Origin of the sequence: Rubrivivax sp. JA1026, assembly GCF_011065555.1 — a bacterium.
In the GTDB taxonomy this organism is placed as follows: Bacteria; Pseudomonadota; Gammaproteobacteria; order Burkholderiales; family Burkholderiaceae_C; genus Rubrivivax; species Rubrivivax benzoatilyticus.
The window spans coordinates 739,437-760,923 of sequence record NZ_JAALCQ010000001.1 but is presented as its reverse complement, the minus strand read 5'-3'; the positions used below and the strand labels follow the sequence as shown (position 1 = coordinate 760,923).

Annotated in this window: 22 protein-coding genes; 2 read left to right on the top strand and 20 right to left on the bottom strand. The window is 71.8% G+C overall.

The features are described 5' to 3' along the window. Positions 1 to 76: 76 nt before the first annotated feature. The 17 genes from G5B56_RS03485 to G5B56_RS03405 all read right to left on the bottom strand — a co-directional run bounded on the left by G5B56_RS03485 (position 77) and on the right by G5B56_RS03405 (position 16,928). On the bottom strand, positions 77 to 262 hold the full coding sequence (locus tag G5B56_RS03485; protein WP_009858797.1) for a DUF2065 domain-containing protein: 186 nt from the start codon (positions 260 to 262) through the stop codon (positions 77 to 79). 16 nt (positions 263 to 278) lie between these two features. After that, entirely contained in the window at positions 279 to 1,172 is an 894-nt protein-coding gene (gene hflC / locus G5B56_RS03480) for a protease modulator HflC (RefSeq protein WP_009858796.1), read from the bottom strand. Between the two features lie 18 nt (positions 1,173 to 1,190). Next, positions 1,191 to 2,459, bottom strand: coding sequence for an FtsH protease activity modulator HflK (hflK, locus tag G5B56_RS03475; RefSeq protein WP_164962326.1), 1,269 nt, complete (start codon positions 2,457 to 2,459; stop codon positions 1,191 to 1,193). Further along, positions 2,456 to 3,625, bottom strand: coding sequence for a GTPase HflX (gene hflX / locus G5B56_RS03470; RefSeq protein WP_164962325.1), 1,170 nt, complete (start codon positions 3,623 to 3,625; stop codon positions 2,456 to 2,458). The genes hflK and hflX overlap by 4 nt, the downstream gene beginning before the upstream one ends. 45 nt (positions 3,626 to 3,670) lie before the next feature. Beyond that, a complete protein-coding gene (hfq, locus tag G5B56_RS03465) occupies positions 3,671 to 3,913 on the bottom strand; it encodes an RNA chaperone Hfq (protein ID WP_009858793.1) in 243 nt (80 codons plus the stop codon). A gap of 75 nt (positions 3,914 to 3,988) precedes the next feature. Beyond that, positions 3,989 to 5,332: a ribosome biogenesis GTPase Der gene (gene der, locus G5B56_RS03460; RefSeq protein ID WP_009858792.1), complete on the bottom strand. Its 1,344-nt coding sequence runs from the start codon at positions 5,330 to 5,332 to the stop codon at positions 3,989 to 3,991. A gap of 8 nt (positions 5,333 to 5,340) precedes the next feature. Further along, the gene (gene bamB / locus G5B56_RS03455; RefSeq protein ID WP_164962324.1) at positions 5,341 to 6,447 is read right to left on the bottom strand and encodes an outer membrane protein assembly factor BamB; all 1,107 of its coding nucleotides are present in this window, start codon (positions 6,445 to 6,447) and stop codon (positions 5,341 to 5,343) included. Continuing rightward, positions 6,447 to 7,124 (bottom strand): tetratricopeptide repeat protein, encoded by a 678-nt coding sequence (locus G5B56_RS03450; RefSeq protein WP_009858790.1) that lies wholly within the window; start codon positions 7,122 to 7,124, stop codon positions 6,447 to 6,449. The genes bamB and G5B56_RS03450 overlap by 1 nt, the downstream gene beginning before the upstream one ends. A gap of 28 nt (positions 7,125 to 7,152) precedes the next feature. After that, positions 7,153 to 8,427, bottom strand: coding sequence for a histidine--tRNA ligase (gene hisS, locus G5B56_RS03445; RefSeq protein WP_009858789.1), 1,275 nt, complete (start codon positions 8,425 to 8,427; stop codon positions 7,153 to 7,155). 47 nt (positions 8,428 to 8,474) lie between these two features. Further along, positions 8,475 to 9,752, bottom strand: a complete 1,278-nt coding sequence (ispG, locus tag G5B56_RS03440; RefSeq protein WP_009858788.1) for a flavodoxin-dependent (E)-4-hydroxy-3-methylbut-2-enyl-diphosphate synthase — start codon at positions 9,750 to 9,752, stop codon at positions 8,475 to 8,477. 28 nt (positions 9,753 to 9,780) lie between these two features. Next, a complete protein-coding gene (locus G5B56_RS03435; RefSeq protein WP_009858787.1) occupies positions 9,781 to 10,689 on the bottom strand; it encodes a RodZ domain-containing protein in 909 nt (302 codons plus the stop codon). Positions 10,690 to 10,693: 4 nt separating this feature from the next. After that, the gene (pilW, locus tag G5B56_RS03430) at positions 10,694 to 11,497 is read right to left on the bottom strand and encodes a type IV pilus biogenesis/stability protein PilW (RefSeq protein ID WP_164962323.1); all 804 of its coding nucleotides are present in this window, start codon (positions 11,495 to 11,497) and stop codon (positions 10,694 to 10,696) included. Continuing rightward, positions 11,494 to 12,612, bottom strand: a complete 1,119-nt coding sequence (gene rlmN, locus G5B56_RS03425; RefSeq protein WP_164962322.1) for a 23S rRNA (adenine(2503)-C(2))-methyltransferase RlmN — start codon at positions 12,610 to 12,612, stop codon at positions 11,494 to 11,496. Before rlmN ends, pilW begins: the two co-directional genes overlap by 4 nt. A 7-nt stretch (positions 12,613 to 12,619) precedes the next feature. Beyond that, the gene (ndk, locus tag G5B56_RS03420) at positions 12,620 to 13,045 is read right to left on the bottom strand and encodes a nucleoside-diphosphate kinase (RefSeq protein WP_009858784.1); all 426 of its coding nucleotides are present in this window, start codon (positions 13,043 to 13,045) and stop codon (positions 12,620 to 12,622) included. 84 nt (positions 13,046 to 13,129) lie between these two features. Then, positions 13,130 to 15,136, bottom strand: a complete 2,007-nt coding sequence (locus tag G5B56_RS03415; RefSeq protein WP_164962321.1) for a pseudouridine synthase — start codon at positions 15,134 to 15,136, stop codon at positions 13,130 to 13,132. Positions 15,137 to 15,149: 13 nt separating this feature from the next. Further along, entirely contained in the window at positions 15,150 to 15,773 is a 624-nt protein-coding gene (gene scpB / locus G5B56_RS03410; protein WP_230763438.1) for an SMC-Scp complex subunit ScpB, read from the bottom strand. A gap of 201 nt (positions 15,774 to 15,974) precedes the next feature. Continuing rightward, the gene (locus G5B56_RS03405) at positions 15,975 to 16,928 is read right to left on the bottom strand and encodes an RluA family pseudouridine synthase (protein ID WP_164962320.1); all 954 of its coding nucleotides are present in this window, start codon (positions 16,926 to 16,928) and stop codon (positions 15,975 to 15,977) included. 85 nt (positions 16,929 to 17,013) lie between these two features. Between G5B56_RS03405 and G5B56_RS03400 the strand changes: the two genes are divergently transcribed. Further along, positions 17,014 to 17,829 carry an outer membrane protein assembly factor BamD gene (locus G5B56_RS03400; protein ID WP_029718327.1) on the top strand — a complete coding sequence of 272 codons (816 nt, stop codon included), beginning with the start codon at positions 17,014 to 17,016 and terminating at the stop codon, positions 17,827 to 17,829. A gap of 48 nt (positions 17,830 to 17,877) precedes the next feature. On the opposite strand, the gene G5B56_RS03395 is transcribed toward G5B56_RS03400, so the two are convergent. Next, positions 17,878 to 19,848, bottom strand: coding sequence for an ATP-dependent DNA helicase (locus G5B56_RS03395; protein WP_164962319.1), 1,971 nt, complete (start codon positions 19,846 to 19,848; stop codon positions 17,878 to 17,880). Further along, positions 19,845 to 20,048 (bottom strand): YdcH family protein, encoded by a 204-nt coding sequence (locus G5B56_RS03390; RefSeq protein ID WP_029718326.1) that lies wholly within the window; start codon positions 20,046 to 20,048, stop codon positions 19,845 to 19,847. The genes G5B56_RS03395 and G5B56_RS03390 overlap by 4 nt, the downstream gene beginning before the upstream one ends. Before the next feature lie 44 nt (positions 20,049 to 20,092). On the opposite strand from G5B56_RS03390, the gene G5B56_RS03385 reads away from it, so the two are divergent. Continuing rightward, a complete protein-coding gene (locus tag G5B56_RS03385; RefSeq protein ID WP_009856824.1) occupies positions 20,093 to 20,869 on the top strand; it encodes a PP2C family serine/threonine-protein phosphatase in 777 nt (258 codons plus the stop codon). 6 nt (positions 20,870 to 20,875) lie between these two features. Here the strand turns inward: G5B56_RS03385 and G5B56_RS03380 are convergent, their stop codons facing one another. Then, the gene (locus tag G5B56_RS03380; protein WP_240920637.1) at positions 20,876 to 21,472 is read right to left on the bottom strand and encodes a hypothetical protein; all 597 of its coding nucleotides are present in this window, start codon (positions 21,470 to 21,472) and stop codon (positions 20,876 to 20,878) included. Positions 21,473 to 21,487: the final 15 nt, after the last annotated feature.

Below are 21,487 nucleotides of genomic sequence, written 5' to 3'. Positions count from 1 at the left end.
GCAGCGCTTAAAAAGGGGATTGTACGCGGCGATGCACGCCCGGCCGCCGATCGGCCGAGCGCAGCACCGGGGCAGCTCAGTGCCAGAGCGCCAGCAGCACCAGGCCGACGCTGATGCAGCCCAGGCCGAGGAAACGGATCTGGCCGTCCTCGAGCCGGGTCATCTGCTCGAACATGCGGCGCCAGGTCGCCGGGCTTGCGAAGGGCAGCAGCCCCTCGAAGATCAGCACCAGCGCCAGGGCGCCGATCAGCAGGTCGGACACGTCCGTGCCGGCCCGCTCACCTGCCCTTGGCCGCCGGCGTGCCCGGCCCGCCGTTGCGCATCGCGCGGAAGAACTCCGAGTTCGGGTCCAGCACCATCACGTCGCTCTTGGAGCGGAAGGCGGCGCGGTAGGCCTCGAGGCTGCGGTAGAACTGGGCGAACTGCGGGTCGCGGCCGAAGGCCTCGGCGTACAGCGCCGACGCCTTGGCATCACCCTCGCCCTTGATCTTCTGCGCGTCGCGGTAGGCCTCGGCAAGGATGATCTCGCGCTGGCGGTCGGCATCGGCGCGGATCTTCTCGCCCTCGGCCGCGCCCTGCGAGCGCAGTTCGTTGGCAACCTGCTTGCGCTCGGACTCCATGCGGCGATAGACCGAGTCGGTGATGTCGGCGACGAAGTCCACGCGCTTGATGCGCACGTCGACGATCTCGATGCCGAAGCCCTGGGCCTCGTCGGTCAGCCGGCTCTTGACGTCGGCCATCACGCGGTCACGCTCGGTGGCGAGCACGCCGCGCACGGTGCGCTTGGTGATCTCCTCGTTGAACGCGGCCTGCACCACCGGCGCCAGGCGGGACTCGAGGTTGCGGATGTCGGTGCCGTTGTTGCGGATGAACTGGCGCGGCTCGGTGATGCGCCACTTGACCAGCCAGTCGATGACCAGGCTCTTCTTCTCGGCGGTGAAGATCGGCCGCGTCTCCGGGCTGTCCAGCGTCTGGATGCGCTTGTCCAGGAACACCACGTTCTGGAACGGCGGCGGCATCTTGAACTTCAGGCCCGGCTCGGTGACGACTTCCTTGATCTCGCCGAGCGCGTAGACCACCGCCACCTGGCGCTGGTCGACGACGAACAGGGTCGAGGCGGCGATCATCAGCGCGACGAGCGCGCCGGCAACGAAAACTCCAATGCGGTTCATGTCTCGCGTGCTCCTGGGTCAGCGGCCTTCGCGGTCGCGAGCGCGCGCGTTGTCGCGGGAACGGATGTCGGCGCTGCCGGACAGCGTGTCCGGCGTCGACGACGAAGGCGTCGGCACGGCCACCGGGGCCTGCGGGGCCGCCGTGGTCGGGCCGCTCTGCTGGATCAGCTTGTCCAGCGGCAGGTACAGCAGGTTGGAGCCGCTGCGCGAATCGACCATCACCTTGGAGACGTTCGAGTAGATCTGCTGCATCGCGTCGACGTACATGCGGTCGCGCGTGACGGCGGGCGCCTTCTGGTACTCGGCCAGCACCGAGCGGAAACGCTGCGCATCACCCTCGGCCTGCGCGATGACGCGGGCCCGGTAGCCTTCGGCCTCCTCGAGCAGGCGCGAGGCGTTGCCGCGAGCCTTCGGGATCACGTCGCTGGCGTAGGCCTGGCCTTCGTTCTTGAAGCGGTCGCGGTCGGCGCCGGCCTTGACGGCGTCGTTGAACGCGGCCTGCACCGCGTCGGGCACCAGCACGTTCTGGACGTTGACGTTGGCGATCAGGATGCCGGCGCGCAGGCGCTCGAGCTGCGACTGGATGGACTTGACCAGGTCGGCGGCGAGCGCGTCGCGCTGCTCGTAGAGCACCGAGTCGACCCGGCTGCGGCCGACGATCTCGCGCACCGCGGACTCGGAGGCCTGGACCACCGCCTCGTCGGGGCTGCGGTTCTCGAACAGGTACTGGCGCGCATCGCTCAGCCGGTACTGCACGGTGAAGCGGATGTCGATGATGTTCTCGTCCTGCGTCAGCATCGACGAGTCGCGCAGGCCGGTGGCCTGGACCACCGTGCTGCGGCCGACCTCGACCGAGCGCAGCTGCGTCACCGACACCGTTTCGTGGGCCTGCACCGGATACGGGAAGCGCCACTGGAAGCCGGCGTCTGCCGTGTGGCTGTACTTGCCGAAGGTCGTGACGACCGCCTGCTGGCCTTCCTGGACGATGAAGAAGCCGCTGCCCAGCCAGACCAGCACGACGACCGCGCCGATCAGGCCGACGCCGATGCCGGCGCTCTTCATGTCGGGCTGGAACGACGGGCCGCCGGAGCCGCCGCCACCGCCGCCGCCGTCGTTGCGGTTGCCGCCGCCACCGCCGCCCTTGCCGCCGAACAGGCCGCTGAGCTTGCGGTTGAAGTCGCGCCAGAGCTCGTCCAGGTCGGGCGGACCGTCATTGCGGTTGTTGAAGACCCAGCCTGCCAGCGCGGCGCGCAGCCGCGAGACCTTGAAGGGGGGTGTGTGCTTCATTCGGTGGTGATCAGTTGCGCGTCTTGCGCGGAATGCGCGGCATCGGCGATGAGCTGGCGCAGGCTGTCGAGACCCTGTCCGTCGCGGGCGCTGACGAACACGCGGGCACGGCGCACGCCGGGATGGACCTCGACCTCGTCACGGGGACAGCGCGGCAGGCGCGAGTCCTGGAGCAGATCGCATTTGTTGAAGACCAGGATCTGCGGCACGCCGCTGGCCCCGATCTCCTCGAGCACGCGCTCGACCTCGGCCTGCTGCTCCAGCAGCGCCGGGCTCGCGGCGTCGACGACGTGCAGCAGCAGGTCGGCGTCGGCAGCCTCGCGCAGCGTCGCCTCGAAGGCCTCGACCAGCTTGTGCGGCAGGTCGCGGATGAAGCCGACGGTGTCCGACAGCGACACCGACATGCCGGCCTCGCCCAGCCACAGCGAGCGAGTCGTCGTGTCCAGCGTCGCGAACAGCTGGTCGGCGGCGTAGGTCTTGGCCTTGACCAGGGCGTTGAACAGCGTCGACTTGCCGGCGTTGGTGTAGCCGACCAGCGAGACGCGGAACGTGCCGCGGCGCTCGCGCGCCCGGCGCTGCGTGCCGCGCTGCTGCTTGACCTTCTCCAGCCGGGCCTTCACCGACTTGATGCGCTCGCCGATCATGCGCCGGTCGAGTTCGATCTGCGCCTCGCCCGGGCCGCCGCGCGTGCCGATGCCGCCGCGCTGGCGCTCCAGGTGCGACCAGCGCCGCACCAGCCGCGTGGCGACGTACTGCAGCCGCGCGAGTTCGACCTGCAGCTTGCCCTCGTGGCTCTGGGCGCGGGCGGCGAAGATGTCGAGGATCAGCGAGGTGCGGTCGGCGACCGGAACGCCGAGGTGACGCTCCAGGTTGCGCTGCTGCGCCGGCGACAGCGCCTGGTCGAAGATGACGCCGTGGGCCTGCGTCGCCGCGACCATCGCCCGGATCTCGTCGGCCTTGCCCGAGCCGACGAACAGCGCGGCGTCCGGCGCCTTGCGGCGCGCGGTCACGCGCGCGACGGCGACGTCACCGGCCGACTCGGCCAGCAACGCCAGTTCGTCGAGCGTGGGATCAAAGTGGGGGTCACCACCGATGTCGACGCCGACGAGCACGGCGCGCGTCGGGCCGCCCTCAGGTGACAGCGTCTGCGGTGATGCGGAACTCAAGGCTCTGGGGGTGGCGGGTCTCGGTACGGCAGGGCCCGAACGGGATCAGGCTTGCTCGGGAGCCTCGTTCGGGTGGAAGTTGACCGCGCGGCTGGGCACGACGGTCGAGATCGCGTGCTTGTAGACCATCTGGGTGACGGTGTTGCGAAGCAGAACGACGTACTGGTCGAAGGATTCGATGTGGCCCTGGAGCTTGATGCCGTTGACCAGGTAGATCGAGACCGGCACGTGCTCCTTGCGCAGCAGGTTCAGGAAGGGGTCCTGCAAAAGTTGGCCTTTGTTGCTCACGATATGCTCCGTGTTGAATGTCGAGTGCCCCACGTTATCACACGGGGGAGAACCCGACGCTAAATGCGGATTGCCTCAGGGGCTGCGGTCGTCGAAGGGATTCTTCGACGATCGGAATTCGATCCGCATCGGCGTGCCGACGAGCTTGAAGTGCTCGCGGAAACGGCCTTCGAGATAACGCTTGTAGGCGTCGGTGATGTGGTCGAGCGAGTTGCCGTGGATCACGACCAGCGGCGGGTTCATGCCGCCCTGGTGGGCGTAGCGCATCTTGGGCCGGAAGGCACCATCGCGCCGCGGCGCCTGGTGCTGCACGGCGTCGATCAGCAGCCGCGTCAGCACCGGCGTCGGCATCTTCACCGTCGCCGAGGCGTGGGCGTGCAGGATCGCCTTCCACAACGCCGTCAGGCCGGTGCGCTTCTTCGCCGAGATCTGCAGCAGCGGCGCGAACTTCAGGAACGCCAGCCGGCTCTCGATCGAGCGCTGCAGCTGCTGGCGCTGGTACTCGTCGGTGGCATCCCACTTGTTGAGCGCCAGCACGACGGCCCGGCCGGACTCCAGCACGTAGCCCGCGATGTGCGCGTCCTGCTCGCTGACGCCGACGGTCGCGTCGACCATCAGCACGACGACGTTGGCGTCGGCGATGGCCTGCAGCGTCTTGACGACCGAGAACTTCTCGATCGCCTCGAAAACCTTGCCCTTGCGGCGCAGGCCGGCGGTGTCGATCAGCTCGAAACGGCGGCCCTCGCGCTCCAGCGAGACCTTGATCGCGTCACGCGTCGTGCCCGGCTGGTCGAACGCCACCAGGCGCTCCTCGCCGAGCCAGGCGTTGATCAGCGTGGACTTGCCGACGTTGGGCCGGCCGGCGACGGCCAGGCGGATCGGCGCGTCGGCGTCGGGTTCGGCGCCCTCCTCGTCCTCGTCGCCGAAGTCGAAGTCCTCGAGCGCCGCCTCGAGCAGGCTGCGCACGCCCTGGCCGTGCGAGGCCGACAGCGGATGCGGCTCGCCGATGCCAAGCTCGTGGAACTCGGCCAGCAGCGGCGACTCGGCCATGCCCTCGGCCTTGTTGACCGCGAGGATGACCTTCTTCTGCTGCGTGCGCAGGAAACGCGCGATGTCGTGGTCCTGGGCCGAGACACCGGCACGCAGGTCGGCGACGAAGACGACGACGTCGGCCTCGGCGACCGCCTGCCTGGTCTGCTTGGCCATCTCGGCGACGACGCCGGAGGGCTTCTCGGGCTCGAAGCCGCCGGTGTCGACGACGATGAACTCGCGCCCGCCCAGGCGGGCGTCGCCGTAGTGGCGGTCACGCGTCAAGCCGGCGAAGTCGGCGACGATGGCGTCGCGGCTCTTCGTGATCCGGTTGAACAGCGTCGACTTGCCGACGTTCGGGCGCCCGACGAGCGCGATGACGGGTTTCACTCGCGACCTCAGTTCGGACGGAAGGCGTACAGGCCGCCCTTGCGGGTGACGACGAGCATCGTGCTGCCGGACAGCACCGGCGTGCCGACGACGGGCGAGCCGTCGGTCGGCAGGCGCAGCTGGGTCTCGCCGGTGGCCGTGGACAGGAAGTGCAGGTAGCCCTCGTAGTCGCCGAAGACGACGGTCGTGCCGGCGACCACCGGCGCGCTCAGGCCGCGGTTGAGCAGGCGCTCGTGGGTCCACAGCACCTCGCCGGTGTCGGTGCGCCAGGCACTGATGCGGTCGGTGCCGTCGGCGCCGAAGATCGCCATCTCGTTGCCGCCGATCGGCTGCAGGCCGCCGACGTTGCGCGACCACAGCAGCGTGCCCTTGGACGCGTCGACGCAGGCCACGGCCGACTGGAAGGCGCGGGCGCAGAAACGCTCGCCCAGGCGCAGCGGCGGGCCGAGCAGGTCGGCCAGGCGCTCGACCTCGTTGGTGCCGCGCGGCGAGGCCATCGCGGCCTCCCACTGGATGGTGCCGCGCAGCGAGTCGACGCCGGTCAGGCGCGGGCCCTGGCCCACCAGCAGCGTGTCGCGGAAAGCCGCCACGATGCCGGGCTGCGCCAGCGTCAGCGCGTCGCCGGGACGCTGCAGGCGCCACAGCAGGCGGCCGTCGAGCGCGTCGAAGGCGTGCACGGCACGGTCCACGCCCATCACGAACACACGTTCGCCGGCGACCAGCGGCGCGGTGACGACACGCGCGGGCAGGCGCTTGCGCCAGACCTCGCGGCCGCCGTCGACGACGACGAGCTCGTTGGCGACCGTCACGACGGCGTCGAAGCGCCCGTCGCTGCCCAGACCGGCCGCGATCTTGCCGTCGACCCGGGTGCGCGAGACCTCGCGGCCGCTGTCGGCGTCGAGCACCAGGATCGTGCCGTCGGTCCCGGCGACGCGGAACTTGCCGTCGCGCACGACGACGGCGAGCGGGAACTCGACGCTGCCCAGGCGCGCGCTCCACACCTGCCGGCCGGCGATCGTCGGCTTGACGGTCTCCAGCGGCATCGGCTTGGGCTTGGACGAGGTGCAACCGGCCAGCACCGCAGCCAGGCCGAGCACGAGAACGGCGCGGCGCATCACGACGCGGCTCCCGAGGCGGCGGGAGCCGCCGGTGCGGGTGCGGCGCCCAGCGCGGTGAGCTTGGCCTCGATCAGGCGCTTGTAGTCGACCGAGTCGTCCATCGCCTTGTAGGCTGCCTCGTAGGCGGCGCGCGCCTCGGCTTCGCGGCCGGCGGCAGCGAGCACGTCGCCGCGGCGGTCGGCCACCAGGGCCTCGAACCCGGCCGCCTTGGCGGCGTCGAGTTCGGCCAGGGCCTGGTCGAACTGCTTGGCGGCGGCCAGCACGGCGGCCAGGCGCAGCCGGGCGACCGTCCGGTACTCGTCCTCGGCGGCGTTGGCGGCCACCCAGGTCAGCGAGGCCTTCGCGGCGTCGACCTGCCCCTTCTCGAACTGCACCTTGGCGGCGGCCAGGCCACCCTGCTCGGCGTAGGCGGTGCCGGGGTAGCGGTCCTTCAGATCACCGAAGATGCGCGCGGTCTTGTCGGCGTCGCCGGCGGCGGCGGCACGGTCGAGCTCGTCGTACATCGCGCTGGCCTTCAAGGCCTGGTCGCGCTGCCAGTAGTTCCAGCCGTTCCAGCCGGCGTAGGCGGCGAGCGCGGCGATCAGCAACCAGGTGACCAGGTTGCCGTACCGCTTCCAGAACGCCTTGAGGGCGTCGAGCTGCTCCTGCTCCTGCAGGTCGAGTTGTGTGGCCATGTCGATGAAGCGGACGAAAAACGATCGATTATGCGGGGAGCAGTTCGCTCGCCCAGATGGCGGGGTCGGCGATCGGGCGCGCGGTCTGCGCCGCGGCGGCGTCGCGCAGCGGCTTGACGGCGACTTCGCCGCGCGCCAGCTCGTCGCCGCCGAAGATCAGCGCATGGCGCGCGCCGCTGGCGTCGGCCTTCTTGAACTGCGACTTCATGCTGCCGCCGCCGACGTGCAGCTGCACCGCGACACCGGCGGCACGCAGCGCCTCGACGACACGCATCGCCTGCGGCAGCGCGGCGCCGTCGGGCACGATGGCGTAGGCGTCGGGCACCGGCGCCGGCGGCGCGACACCCAGCTGCTGCACGAGGTCGAGCACACGCTCGATGCCCATGCCCCAGCCGATGCCGGGCGCCGGCTTGCCGCCGACCAGCTCGACCAGGCCGTCATAGCGTCCGCCGCCGCAGATCGTGCCCTGGGCGCCAAGCTTGTCGGTCACCCATTCGAAGACGGTCAGGTTGTAGTAGTCCATGCCGCGCACCAGGCGCGGGTTGACGCGGTAGGGCTGGCCGGCGGCGTCGAGCATGGCCTTCAGCGCGTCGAAGTGCTTCAGCGAGGCTTCGCCGAGGTAGTCGATGAGCTGCGGCGCGGCCTCGACCATCGCCTGCATCGCCGGGTTCTTGGTGTCCAGGATGCGCAGCGGGTTGCTGTGCAGGCGGCGGCGCGCATCCTCGTCGAGCAGCTCGGCGTGGCGCTCGAAGTGGGCGATCAGCGCCGCGCGGTGCGCCTTGCGCTCCTCGGGCTGGCCCAGGCTGTTGATGTCCAGGCGCACCTCGCCCAGGCCCAGGTCCTTCCACAGCGCGCGGCACATCAGGATGACCTCGGCGTCGACGTCCGGGCCGCCGAAGCCCAGCGCCTCCACGCCGACCTGGTGGAACTGGCGGTAGCGGCCGCGCTGCGGGCGCTCGTGGCGGAACATCGGGCCGATGTAGAACAGCCGCTTGCCGCCGTCGTACAGCGCCGAGTGCTCGACGACCGCGCGCACGACGCCGGCCGTGCCCTCGGGGCGCAGCGACAGCGGGTCGCCGTTCATGCTGTCGACGAAGGAGTACATCTCCTTCTCGACGATGTCGGTCACCTCGCCCAGCCCGCGCACGAACAGCGGCGTGTGCTCGACGATCGGCGTGCGCACGTTCTGGTAGGCGTAGCGACGCATCAGCGCGCGCACGGTGTCTTCGAACCACTCCCAGCGCGCCGACTCGGGCGGCAGGATGTCGTTCATGCCTTTGACGGCAACGATCTTCTCGGCCATGGGGAACAGGTTGGTGCGGCGGGCCGGCGGCCCGCCTGGAACGAGGATCAGGCCGCGGTCGCGGCCGCGCCGAAGCGGCGCTCGATGTAGTCCTCGACGATCTTGTGGAACTCCTGCGCGATGCCCTCGCCGCGCAGCGTCAGCGCCTTCTCGCCGTCGATGAACACCGGCGCGGCCGGGGCTTCGCCGTTGCCCGGCAGGCTGATGCCGATGTCGGCGTGCTTGCTCTCGCCGGGGCCGTTGACGATGCAGCCCATCACCGCGACCTTCAGGTTCTCGACGCCCGGGTAGCGGCTCCTCCAGACCGGCATCTGCGCGCGCAGGTAGTCGTCGATCTGCTTGGCGAGCTCCTGGAAGGTGGTGCTCGTCGTGCGGCCGCAGCCCGGGCAGGCGGTGACGCTGGGGTTGAAGGTGCGCAGGCCCAGCGCCTGCAGGATCTCGCCGGCGACGACGACCTCCTGGGTGCGCGCCTCGCCCGGTTGCGGCGTCAGGCTGACGCGGATCGTGTCGCCGATGCCTTCCTGCAGCAGGATGCCCAGCGCGACGCTGGAGGCCACCGTGCCCTTGGTCGCCATGCCGGCTTCGGTCAGGCCGAGGTGCAGCGCGTAGTCGCAGCGCTGCGCCAGGCCGCGGTAGACCGAGATCAGGTCCTGCACGCCGCTGACCTTGCAGCTGATGACGATCTGGTCCGGGTTCAGGCCGAGTTCGCGCGCGGCCGTGGCCGAACTCAGCGCCGACTGCACCAGCGCCTCGTACATCACCTGCTTGCCGTCCAGCGGCTGCGCGCGGCGGGCGTTCTCGTCCATCATGGACGCGAGCAGTTCCTGGTCCAGGCTGCCCCAGTTGACGCCGATGCGCACCACCTTGTCCCAGCGGCAGGCGGCCTCGACCATCATCGCGAACTGGCGGTCGCGCTTGTCGCCCTTGCCGACGTTGCCCGGGTTGATGCGGTACTTGGACAGCGCCTGGGCCATCGCCGGGTACTCGGTGAGCAGGCGGTGGCCGTTGTAGTGGAAGTCGCCGACCAGCGGCACGTCGATGCCCATGCGGTCGAGCTGCTCGCGGATGTGCGGCACGGCCTCGGCGGCTTCGGGCGTGTTGACGGTGATGCGCACCAGCTCGGAACCGGCCAGCGCCAGCTCCTTGACCTGGATGGCGGTGCCGATCACGTCGGTCGTGTCGGTGTTGGTCATCGACTGCAGGCGCACCGGAGCGTCGCCGCCGATGGTGACGACCCGGCTCCCCCAGACGGCACGGGCCTGGCGCGAGCGGCGCGGCAGCGGTGCGGCGGACGGGATGGTGGCGGGCGTTTCCGGAGCGTTCATCGAAACCTCACTGCAAGAACTTCTTCGCTCACTGCAACTCGACGCGGGCGACGGCGTTGCGCGTCAGCGGCGCCAGGTCGACGGGCTGGCCGCGGAAGACCAGGCGGGTCGCCGGCGCATTGCCGATTTTGAGCCGGATCGGCAGCTGGCCCTCGACGCCGGCCGACTCGCCCGCCTGCAGCAGACGCGAGAACAGCAGCTGGCCCTTGCCGTCATAGGCTTCGACCCAGGAGGCGCCGTCGGCGTGCAGTTGCACCAGGCTCGGGCGCGAGGCCGCGGCCGGCACGGGGGCGGACGCCACGAGCGTGCGTGCGGCCGGGGTCGCGGCCTGTGCCACCGACGCCGGCGCGGACGGCTGGGCGACGGCGGGCGCGACCACGCTCTGCGAGGCCTGCAGCACGGGCGCTGCCGGGTCCAGCGGCACGGCCGAGGCCGACACCTCGGCCGCCGGCTCGACAGCCAGCTCGGCGGGCGCTGCCGGTTCGGCGGCCAGTGGCGCGTCGGCCGTGGCCGCCGGCGGCTGCAGCAGCCCGCTCGGCATGAAATAGACGACCGCGGCAGCCACGAGCAGCGCACCGCCGGCCCAGGCCATCGGACGCACCGCCCCCAGGTTGACCTTGGGCAGATCGGGGCCGGCACGCTCGCGGAACGGCGTGTTCAGGTTGCCGACGACGTGGTCCAGCGCCGAGCCGTCGGTCTGCGGCAACAGCGCCAGCACCGGCTGGGGGTCGGTGCGCAGCGCACGGCACACCGCCTGGGCCAGCGCCCGGGTGAAGGCCGCATCCGGCAGCAAGGCGTACTGGTCGGCTTCGAGGGCTTCGAGCTTGGCCACCGGGACCTTGATCGACGCCGCCAGCGCGGCGATGTGCAGGCCCTGCTTCTCGCGCGCGGCGCGCAGCAGCGCGCCGGCCGTCGTGCCCTCGGGCGGGGGCGTCACGGGATCAGTCATCGAACCGGCCTTGCTCGAACAGCGCTGCCTCAGGCGATTGGGGGAAACGGTCGCGCACCTGGCGACCGAACTCGCGTGCACCAGCCAGGTTGCCCAGCCGGCGCTCGATGCGCGCGGCCAGCCAGAGCGAGGACGCGCTGGATTGCTCCGCCACGGCGTTCACTCGCTGGACGTAGAAGCGCGCGCGCTCGTAGTCGCCGCGTCGGTACAGCGTGTCGGCGAGGTTGAACGAGGTGGCGGCATTGCCGGGGTCGAGCTGGAAGCTGCGCATCAGCGCGCTCTCGGCGTCGGCCCAGCGGCCTTCACGGGCATCGCAGACGCCCTTGGCAAGCAGCGTGCGGGAGCCGCCGCGGTACTGCGGCAGCGCCATCGCGGCGTCAAACTCGCGGTCGGCGTCGGCGTAGCGGCGCTGCTGGCAGAGGAACCAGCCGTAGTTGTGACGCATGTCGCCGTCGCGCGGGGCCAGCGACAGCGCGCGCTGGAAGCTCTCCTCGGCCAGCCGGTTCTCGCCCAGCGCGGCGTAGATCAGGCCACGCAGGCCCAGTGCCTCGGGCATGTCGGGACGGGCCGCCAGCGCCTGCTTGACCTCGTTCAGCGCAGTCTCGGTCTGCCCGCGCGCGAAGTAGGCTGACGCCAGCTCCAGCCGCACCTTGGCCCGGCGCTCGACGTCGGCGGGGTCGTTGCTCGGGCGCGCGTCGCGCACGCTGCCGCCGGCCGGCGGCTCGGTGACACAACCCGGCAGCAGCGTGCCCAAGCACGCCAGCATCGCCAGCGAAGCCAGCAGGCGTCGCGTCACCGCGAGTCCTCCGCCGCGGCGATCGGGATCGTGCGACGGCGCTCCAGCAGGCGCTCGCGCGCCCGGGTGCGGTCCTGGACCTCGCCGGCGAGCTGGCCGCAGGCGGCGTCGATGTCGTCGCCGCGCACCTTGCGGATCGTCGTCACGATGCCCGCGTCCTGCAGCACCTTGGCAAACGCCGTCACGCGTTCGCGCGGCGAACGCTTCAGCCCCGACTCGGGGAAGGGGTTGAACGGGATCAGGTTGAACTTGCACGGCACGCGGCGACGGCGGACAAGGTGCACGAGCTGCTGCGCCTGCTCGGGGGCGTCGTTGACGCCGTCGAGCATGCAGTACTCGAAGGTGATGAAGTCGCGCGGGGCGGCTTCGACATAACGCAGGCAGGCGTCGAGCAGCGCCTCGATGCCGTCCTTGCGGTTGATCGGCACGAGCATGTCGCGCAGCGCGTCGTCGGGCGCGTGCAGCGAGACCGCCAGCGCCACCGGGCAGTCCTCGCGCAGGCGGTCGATCATCGCCACCATGCCCGAGGTCGACACCGTCACGCGGCGGCGCGACAGGCCGTAGCCGTGGTCGTCGAGCATCACGCGCAGCGCCGGCACGACGGCGGCGTAGTTCTGCAGCGGCTCGCCCATGCCCATCATCACGACGTTGTCGATGACACGCTGGCCATCCGGCCCGCGCAGGCGGTGCTCGGCGTAGCGCAGCTGGGCGATGATCTCGCCGGTGCTCAGGTTGCGGCTGAAGCCCTGGTGCCCGGTCGAGCAGAAGCGGCAGCCGACGGCGCAGCCGGCCTGCGAGGACACGCACAGCGTGCCGCGGTCGTCCTCGGGGATGTAGACGGTCTCGACGGCGTTGCCGCCGCCGACGTCGAACAGCCACTTGGTCGTGCCGTCGGCCGAGACGTGCTCGCTGATGACCGGCAGCGACTCGACGACCGCCGTGCCGGCGAGCTTGCCGCGCAGCGACTTGGCGAGATCGGACATCTTGTCGAAGTCCGACTCGCCTTTCTGGTGGATCCAGCGGAACAGTTGGACGGCGCGGAAACGCTTCTCGCCCAGGCTGTCGCAGAAGGCCGCCAGCCCCTCGAGGTCGAAGTCGAGAAGATTGACGGCCATCGTCGACTCAGCGGCTGTAGACGCTCATGCCGGGGAAGAAGAACGCGACCTCGACGGCCGCCGTTTCCGGGGCGTCGGAGCCGTGCACGGCGTTGGCGTCGATGCTGTCGGCGAAGTCGGCGCGGATCGTGCCCTTCTCGGCCTTCTTCGGATCGGTCGCGCCCATCAGCTCGCGGTTCTTGGCGATCGCGCCTTCACCTTCGAGCACCTGGATCATCACCGGGCCCGAGATCATGAAGTTCACGAGGTCGTTGAAGAACGGACGCGCCTTGTGCACGGCGTAGAAGGCCTCGGCCTCGGCACGCGACAGGTGCTGCATCTTCGCGGCGGCGATCTTCAGGCCGGCGCCTTCAAAGCGGGCGTAGATCTGGCCGATGACGTTCTTGGCGACGGCATCGGGCTTGATGATCGAGAGGGTGCGTTCGATGGCCATGTAAATGTTCTCCTGAATCAAGGACTTGGCAAAGTTTTCGATTCTACCGCGAGGGATCGCGGCAGGGATTTGACAAAGAGGCGCTCAACGCCCGCCGCGACGCCCGCCGCCGCCACCACCGCCGCTGCGCCCCCCGCGCGAGCCGCCACGGCCACCGCCGCCGGACCCCTTGCGCAGGAAGGCATCGCCGCCGATGTAGCCGACCGAGGTCTGCATCGGGTCGGGCTGGCCGCCGGCGCCGCCCTTCTTCGGGCCGCGGGCGCCGCGGCCGCCGGCCAGCGGCTTGGGCTTCTGCACGAAGCGCTTGTCGTAGGTCTGCTGCAGCGGGTTCGGGATCGGGCCGTCCTCGCCGAAGTCGCGCACCGGCCGTTCGCGCTGCAGGCCGCGCTTGTCGTAGGTCTGCTGCAGCGGGTTCGGGATCGGGCCGTCCTCGGGAATCTCGCGCTTGCGCTGGCGCTCCTGCTGGATCGCGCGCTTGTCGAAGGTCTGCTGCAGCGGGTTCGGGATCGCCGGCCCCTCGCCGCCCTCGCGGCGCTGCGGCCTGGCCGCACGCGGCGCGCCCTCGGGGGCGTTGCCGCCGCGGCCGCGCTTGCCACGCTTGCCGCGACGGTCGCCGCCGGCCTCACGCGCCTCGCGCGCCTCGCCTTCGGGACGCTCGCCGACGCCGGTCATGCGGCGCAGCGTGCGCACGTCCTGCTCGCTCAGGTCGACCCAGACGCCGCGCTTGAGCCCCTTGGGCAGCACGACCGAGCCGTAGCGGATGCGGATCAGCCGGCTCACCGCGTGGCCGACGGCGTCGAAGAGCTTGCGCACCTCGCGGTTGCGGCCTTCGGTGATGACGCAGCGATACCACTGGTTGGCGCCTTCGCCGCCGCCGTTCTCGATGCTCTTGAACGCGCAGCGCTGGCCGTCGATCTCGACGCCTTCGAGCAGCTTCTGGCGCGAAGCGTCGTCCAGGCCACCCAGCGAACGCACGGCGTACTCGCGCTCGATGCCGAAACGCGGGTGCATCAGCTGGTTGGCCAGCTCGCCGGAGTTGGTGAACAGCAGCAGGCCTTCGGTGTTGATGTCCAGACGGCCGACCGACTGCCACTTGCCCTGGTGCAGCCGGGGCAGACGACGGAAGACCGTCGGCCGCTGCTGCGGGTCGTCGTGCGTGACGACCTCGCCGGCCGGCTTGTGATAGGCGATGACGCGGGTCGGCGGCGGCGCGATGCGGTAGCGCACCGGCTTGCCGCCGACGGCGATGCGGTCGCCGGCGGCGATGCGCTGGCCGATGTGCGCCGGCTCGCCGTTCACGGTGATGCGCCCTTCCAGGATCATCTGCTCCATGTCGCGGCGCGAGCCGATGCCGGCCTGGGCCAGCACCTTGTGCAGCTTGGGCGCGTCGGGCTCGGGCGCGAGCACGCGCTTGGCCGGCAGCGGCGGCGCTTCGTCGCCGGCCTCGGCGTCCCAGCTGCCCGACAGCACGCTGGCGAAGACCTCGCCGACGTCGGCCGGCGGCAGCTGCGGCGCCGGCGCGGCGGCTTCGGCGGCCTCGTCGTCGCCGGCGGCGGCGTCGCCTTCGGCGGCCGGAGCGGCAGCGTCGCGCGGAGCACGCTCGCCGCGGTCGCCGCCACGGCGGCCACGGCGGCGGTTGCGGCCGCGGCGCGGCGCATCAGCTTCGGCACCGGCTTCGGCGGGCGCGCTGTCGGCGCCCTCGCCTGCCGGCTCGGCCACGGGCTCGGCAGCCGCCGGGGCTTCGGAGCGCACGGGCGCCTCGGCGAGCTGCGGCGCCGACTCGGGCGCACGCTCGGCGGCGGCGGCCGGCAGCGACTCGACGACGGCCGCAGGCTCGGCCAGCGGCGTCTCGGCCGCGGCGTCCTTCTTGGTCGTGCGCCGGCGGCGCGGCTTGGCCTCGGCCGCGGGTTCTGCCGCAACCTCGGGCGCGGGCGCCTCGGGAGCCGGCGCCGCCTCGGCGGCCGGCGCGACCTCGGCGGCGGGCGCCTCGGCCTTCTTGCGCGGCGCGCGCCGCTTCTTCGGCGCGGCCTCTTCGGCGGCAGGCGCGGCGGCGATCGGGTCCGGCGTGGATTCGGCGTCGTTCGAGCTCATGCGATCTCGTCGTTCAGGATTGGGTGTCGGGGCCGGACTCGCCCTGGGGCCGTCCGGTGATGGGGGCAGGCGCGTCGGCGCCCGGTGTCTCGGGGGTGGCGGCGGCCACGGCGTCGGCTTCGTCCAGCGGCAGCCGGGCCTGGCCGTCGCCGAGCAGCGAAGGCTGGTCTTCCAGCGCCTCGAGCATCGCCGTCGGCGCCTCGCCGCCGTCCAGCGGCGGCAGCTGGTCCAGGCTCTTCAGGCCCAGGTCGTCGAGGAACTGGCGCGTCGTCGCGTACAGCGCCGGGCGGCCGGGGGCCTCGCGGTAGCCGATGACCTCGACCCAGCCGCGGTCCTCGAGCTGCTTGACGATCTGGCTGCTGACGGTGACGCCGCGGATGTCCTCGATGTCGCCGCGCGTGACCGGCTGGCGGTAGGCGACGATGGCCAGCGTCTCCAGCGCCGCACGCGAGTACTTCGGCGGCTTCTCGGGGTTCAGGCGGTCGAGGTAGTCGCGCATCTCCGGCCGGCTCTGGAAGCGCCAGCCCGAGGCCAGCGCGACCAGCTCGACGCCGCGGCCCCGCCAGTCGGACGCCAGCTCGTCGAGCAGCGTGCGCAGCGTGTCGGCGCCGACCTGGTCGTCGAAGAGCACGCGCATCTCGCGCAGCGGCAGGGGCCGGTCCGCGCAGATGAGCGCCGTCTCGAGGACGCGCTTCGCCTCCGATGTGTTCATCGCCTGGGATGAGGGCCTGCGGGCGGCAGGCGGGTCGTTCGTTGGGTCGGGCCGGCGCGAGGGCCGGGGCGAGGAGTCGCCGTGGGTCGGGATCGCGCGGCAGCGGCCAGCAGCGCCCGGACATTGTCAATCGAGCGGGATTGTAACCCCAGCAATGGCCCGCCATGCCGCCGAGAAATCGGCCGGCGGCGGACAGACGAAGGACAGCGGCGCCCGCGTGAGCGGATGTTCGAGCTCCAGCCGCACCGCGTGCAGCGCCTGGCGCGCCATGCCCAGCGCCGGCCGGCCGCCGTACAGCGTGTCGGCCACCAGCGCATGGCCGCGCGAGGCCAGGTGCACGCGGATCTGGTGCGTGCGCCCGGTGTGCAGCGTGCAGCGCACGGCGCTGACGCCGTCGTGCTGCGCCAGGCACTCGACGTCGGTGCGCGCCGGTTTGCCCGACGCGACGACGGCCATGCGCACGCGCGACACCGGGTCGCGGCCGACCGGCGCGTCGATGCGCTGCGTCGCCACGGCACCGTGCGCCAGCGCCAGGTAGCGCCGGTGCACGTCGCGCGCGGCGATGTCGCGCACCAGCGCCGTCACCGCCGGCAGGCTCTTGCCGACCATCATCACGCCCGAGGTGTCCTTGTCCAGGCGGTGCACGATGCCGGCACGCGGCAGCGTCGCGGCGGCGGCGTGGTGGGCCAGCAGGCCGTTGAGCAGCGTGCCCGACCAGTTGCCCGGCGCCGGGTGCACGACCAGCCCGGCGGGCTTGTCCAGCACCAGCAGGTGCTCGTCCTCGTACAGGATGGCCAGCGCCATCGGCTGCGGGCGGAAGGCGCGGCTCTCGTCGGTGGGGACCAGTTCGACCTCGACACGCTGGCCGGCCTTGACGCGCCGCGATGCGGTGCTCGCAGGCTGGCCGTCCACGCGCACGTGGCCGAGTTCGATCAGGTGCTGCAGGTGGCTGCGCGAGAACTCGCCGGCGATCGACACCAGCACGCGATCCAGGCGCTCGCCGTGGCGCGCGGTGTCGACGACGTCGCTGCGCGTCTCGACGGCATCGTCGGCGCCGCCGTCGTCCTCGGGGCCGTCCACCTGGGACGCCGGGACATCGTGCGCGAGCGACGGGGTCGCCTCCCTATAATCGGCCGCTTTTGGCACGCTTCCGGCACGCTTTCCGATGACCTTCTCCCAGAGGTGGCGCCTTGCGCCCGTAGCCGTTTCGACGGCCGTGATGGTGGCCACGCTGCTGGCAGGCTGCGGCTCGACCACCAAGGAAGAGCGCGCCGACGTGGCGGCCGAAAAATTGTATGCGGACGCCAAGGACAACATGGAGGCCGGCAGCTACGAGCCGGCCATCAAGGCCTTGTCGCGCGTCGAGGGCCTGGCCGCCGGCACGGTGCTGGCGCAGCAGTCGCAGATCGACCTCGCCTACCTGTACTGGAAGACCGGCGAGCGGGCCCAGGCGCTGACGACGATCGAGCGCTTCATCCGCCTCAACCCGTCGAGCCCGGCGCTGGACTACGCGATGTACCTGCGCGGGCTGATCAACTTCAACGAGGACATGGGCCTGTTCGGGCGCATCGCCCGTCAGGACCTGTCCGAGCGCGACCAGCGCGCCGCACGCGACGCCTACCAGGCCTTCAAGCAGCTCGTCGAGCAGTTCCCGCAGTCCAGGTACACGCCGGACGCCAAGCTGCGCATGGACTACATCGTCAACTCGCTGGCGGCCTACGAGGTGCACGTCGCGCGCTATTACTTCAAGCGCGGCGCCTACGTCGCGGCGGCCAACCGCGCGCAGCAGGCGGTGGCCGAGTTCCAGCGTTCGCCGGCGGCCGAGGAAGGCCTGTTCCTGATGGTGCAGAGCTACGACCGGCTGCAGCTCGTCCAGCTGCGCGACGATGCGCTGCGCGTGCTGCAGAAGAACTACCCCGACAGCCGTTTCCTGGCCCAGGCCATCGAACCCGAGAAGCGCCCCTGGTGGAAGCTCTGGTGAGGCCTGCGCCCCGCTGAACAAGGCCGCCCGAGGGCGGCCTTTTTGTCGTCAGTGCTCGGCGGCGAGCTCGTGCAGCCAGTCCAGCGCCTCTTCCTCCGAGCCCACCCAGGACATCGGCGGCAGCGCCGCGCGCAGCCGCGCGCCATAGCCCATCTGGCGCATGCGCGGGTCGCAGACGACGAGCAGGCCGCGGTCGGTCTCGGTGCGGATCAGCCGCCCGGCGCCCTGCTTCAGCGACACCGCGGCCTCGGCGACGAAATAGGCGTCGAACGGGTCGCGGCCCTCGGCGCGCAGCTGGCGCACGCGGGCCTCGACCAGCGGGTCGTTGGGCGGCGGGAACGGCAGCTTGTCGATGAGCACGCACTGCAGGGCGTCGCCCGGCATGTCGATGCCTTCCCAGAAACTCTGCGAGCCGACGAGTACCGCACCGCGGCCGTCGCCGAAACGCTGCAGCAGCGCACGCCGCGGCTGGCTGCCCTGCACCAGGATCTCCAGCGCCTGGCCCTGCCACTCGGCCTCGGTGCGCAGCGCCTCGGCGATCTGCGGCAGCACGCGCAGCGTCGTCGTCAGCACGAAGGTGCGGCCGCCCAGCGCGCCGGCCAGCCTCGCGGCCAGCGAGCCCACCGCCGCCGGGTGCGCGGCCTCGTTGGGCTTCGGGAAGCGTGTCGGGATCCAGGCCCGGGCGTGGCTCGGGTAGTCGAAGGGGCTGCCGACACGCAGCGTCGTCGCGTCCTCCAGCCCGGTGGCCGAGGTGAACCAGGCCAGGCCGTCGTCCTCGCCGAGCGTCGCCGAGGTGAAGATCCAGGCCCGCGGCGCCGCCTGGCGCTGCTCGGTCAGCATGTCGCGGATGTCCAGCGGCGACTCGACCAGCCGGGCCTGCAGCGGCGACAGGTCGATCCAGCGCACGCGGCCGTCGACCGGCTCCTGAGCGAAACGTTCGGCCAGCTCGGCGATCGTGCGCACACGCTCCTGCAGGCGCACGAAGTCGGGGCCGACCGCGGCGACGCCGGCCAGCGCGTCGGCGGCTTCGTCGGCCGCCCGCGCCAGCGCCGCCAGCGGCTCCTGCAGCCGGCCGTCGCGGGCCCGTTCGTCCCAGCGCAGCTTGATCACGCCGCGCACCTCGCGCAGCGCGCCGGCGCAGGCCAGGCGCAGCTCGCGCGCCGCCTTCTCCAGCCCGGCCTGCAGCTCGTGCCAGGGCATCAGGCCGCGGGCCTGCGCCAGCCCGGCGGCCAGCAGGTCGCGGCCGACGTCGAGCACCTGGGCCGTGCCGAGCATCGTGCCGAGGAACTGCACGCCGGTCTCGACGAGCTGGTGGGCCTCGTCGAAGACCGCCGCGTCGACCGTCGGCAGCAGCTCGGCGACGCCGCTGTCGCGCAGCGCCATGTCGGCGAAGAACAGGTGGTGGTTGACGACGACGAGGTCGGCGGCCATCGCCTCGCGGCGGGCTTGCATCACGTGGCAGTTGCGGTGCTCGGGGCAGTCGGTGCCCAGGCAGTTGTCGCGTGTCGAGGTGACGATCGGGATCACCGGCGAACGTTCGTCCAGGCCTTCGAGTTCAGCGAGGTCGCCGCTGCGCGTCGACAAGGCCCAGGTCTCGACGCGCGCGAGCTGGCGCACGGCGAAGCGGTCGGGCAGCTCGGCCGTCGTGCGCGCATGGGCCAGACGGTGACGGCACAGGTAGCTGGCGCGGCCCTTGAGCAGCGCCATGCGCACCGGCACGCCCAGGGCCTGCACCAGGCGCGGCAGGTCGCGCAGGAAAAGCTGGTCCTGCAGGCTCTTGGTGGCGGTGCTGACCAGCGCACGCCGGTCCGACAGCAGCAGCGGCACGAGGTAGGCGAAGGTCTTGCCGACGCCGGTGCCGGCCTCGGCGACCAGGGTGCCGCGCTCCTCGACGGCGCGGGCGACGGCCAGCGCCAGGCGGTCCTGCTGCTCGCGCGGCATGAAGTGGGCGTCGTGGCGCGCGAGCGCGCCATCGCTCGCGAAGGCCTCCGCGACGCGGTCGGCGAGGTCCTGGCTCACGCGGGCTCGGGCGGTTCGAGCGCGCCCTCCAACTGCGCGATGCGGTCGCGCAGCGCGAGGCGGCGCTTCTTCAGGCGCCGCAGCACGAGGTCGTCGGACGGTGTCGCGACGGCATGGCGGTCGATCAGGTCGTCCAGGTCGGCGTGCTCGATGCGCAACTCGATGAGTAGCCTTTGCGGCGAATGCAGGTTGTCGTCCATTGCTCCGCACCGGGGGCCGGATGGCCGAGTTTATAGTCGGCCGCATGCCGCCACCCGCCCCTGCCCGGCCGACGTTCCGCCTGAACGCGACCACCGCCCTGCACCGCGGCGACCGCGCCTATCAGCAGGACCAGGTGGCCATCGTGCCGCACGCACGCGTCAACGGCTGCGCGCTGGCCGTCGTCGCCGACGGCATGGGCGGCAAGAGCGGCGGGCGCAAGGCCGCCGACCAGGTGCTGCTCACCGCACGCCAGCTCTTCGAGCGCTTCGTGCCCGGCGAGGACACGGCCGCCGACCTGCTGCGCCAGCTGGTGACCGAGTCGCACCTGATGATCAAGCTGACGGCGATCACCGCCGAGGAGGAGCCGCACAGCACCGTCGCGGCCTTCCTGCTGCAGCCCGACCTCGGCTGCGACGTGATCCACGCCGGCGATTCGCGCATCTACCACTTCCGCGGCGCCGAACTGGTCTGGCGCAGCACCGACCACTCCTTCGTGCAGCGGCTGATCGACGACGGCAAGCTCACCGAGGAAGCGGCCAACCACCACCCGCAGTCCAACCTGCTGACAGGCTGCCTGGGCACCCACGCGGACCCGCCGCTGACGCTGCACCGCATCGGCCGGCTCGAGCCCGGCGACACACTGCTGGCCTGCAGCGACGGCCTCTGGCACTACTTCACGACCAAGGAGCTGGGCGCGATCGTGCATGCGCTGCCGCCGCGCGAGGCCGGCGAGATGCTGGTCAACAAGGCCCGGCAGCGCGCACGCGGCGGCGGCGACAACCTGTCGCTGGCGCTGACGCGCATCGAGGCGCTGAAGTAGGCGCGCTCAGTCCCGGGGAATCTCGGGACGGGACGGCAGCGGCGTGACCGGTTTCTTCGCCTTGGCGCGGCGCTGCGCTTCGCGCTCGGCGATCCGGGCCCGGTCGTCGGCCGCCTGCTGCCGCCGCTGCTCCGCCGCCTCGGTGCGGCGCTGGGCGCGCAGGGCTTCGTCATGGGCCCGCGCGGCGCGTTCGGCCTCGGATGGTGCGGGCTGCGGGCGGGCCGCAGGCGCCGACGCGGCCTCGCGGATCACCGGCGCCGGCTGGGCGGGCAGCGGCGGGCGTGCCGCGGCTTCGCGCTGCTTGGCCTCGATCGCCTCCAGCCGCGCCGCGGCACGCCGGCGGCGCTCCTGTTCGTCGAGCACCAGCTCCTGGCTCTTCAGGACGCCCAGGGCCTCGCGCCGCCGTGCCTTGGCCTCGTCGACGCAGGCGGTGACGACGAACCGCGTGCGGCAGGCCGCTTCGTCGGCGGCATAACGCGACTCGGCGGCGGCACGCTCGCGGGAGATGCGCTCACGCTCGGCACGGACGTCGAGATCGGCCGCGGCGGCGGCACCGGCGGCCAGCAGCAGCGAGGCCAGCGCGACAGGGGAAAGACGGTCCATCGGCAGGAGTGTGCC

Bases quoted from the DNA above. Each gene is read 5' to 3' on its own strand.
- hflC (WP_009858796.1), bottom strand. From the start codon at position 1,172: ATGAACCGCATTGGAGTTTTCGTTGCCGGCGCGCTCGTCGCGCTGATG.
- hflK (WP_164962326.1), bottom strand. From the start codon at position 2,459: ATGAAGCACACACCCCCCTTCAAGGTCTCGCGGCTGCGCGCCGCGCTG.
- bamB (WP_164962324.1), bottom strand. From the start codon at position 6,447: ATGCGCCGCGCCGTTCTCGTGCTCGGCCTGGCTGCGGTGCTGGCCGGT.
- G5B56_RS03450 (WP_009858790.1), bottom strand. From the start codon at position 7,124: ATGGCCACACAACTCGACCTGCAGGAGCAGGAGCAGCTCGACGCCCTC.
- hisS (WP_009858789.1), bottom strand. From the start codon at position 8,427: ATGGCCGAGAAGATCGTTGCCGTCAAAGGCATGAACGACATCCTGCCG.
- ispG (WP_009858788.1), bottom strand. From the start codon at position 9,752: ATGAACGCTCCGGAAACGCCCGCCACCATCCCGTCCGCCGCACCGCTG.
- rlmN (WP_164962322.1), bottom strand. From the start codon at position 12,612: ATGGCCGTCAATCTTCTCGACTTCGACCTCGAGGGGCTGGCGGCCTTC.
- ndk (WP_009858784.1), bottom strand. From the start codon at position 13,045: ATGGCCATCGAACGCACCCTCTCGATCATCAAGCCCGATGCCGTCGCC.
- G5B56_RS03415 (WP_164962321.1), bottom strand. From the start codon at position 15,136: ATGAGCTCGAACGACGCCGAATCCACGCCGGACCCGATCGCCGCCGCG.
- scpB (WP_230763438.1), bottom strand. From the start codon at position 15,773: ATGCGCGTGCTCTTCGACGACCAGGTCGGCGCCGACACGCTGCGCACG.
- G5B56_RS03400 (WP_029718327.1), top strand. From the start codon at position 17,014: ATGACCTTCTCCCAGAGGTGGCGCCTTGCGCCCGTAGCCGTTTCGACG.
- G5B56_RS03390 (WP_029718326.1), bottom strand. From the start codon at position 20,048: ATGGACGACAACCTGCATTCGCCGCAAAGGCTACTCATCGAGTTGCGC.
- G5B56_RS03385 (WP_009856824.1), top strand. From the start codon at position 20,093: ATGCCGCCACCCGCCCCTGCCCGGCCGACGTTCCGCCTGAACGCGACC.
- G5B56_RS03380 (WP_240920637.1), bottom strand. From the start codon at position 21,472: ATGGACCGTCTTTCCCCTGTCGCGCTGGCCTCGCTGCTGCTGGCCGCC.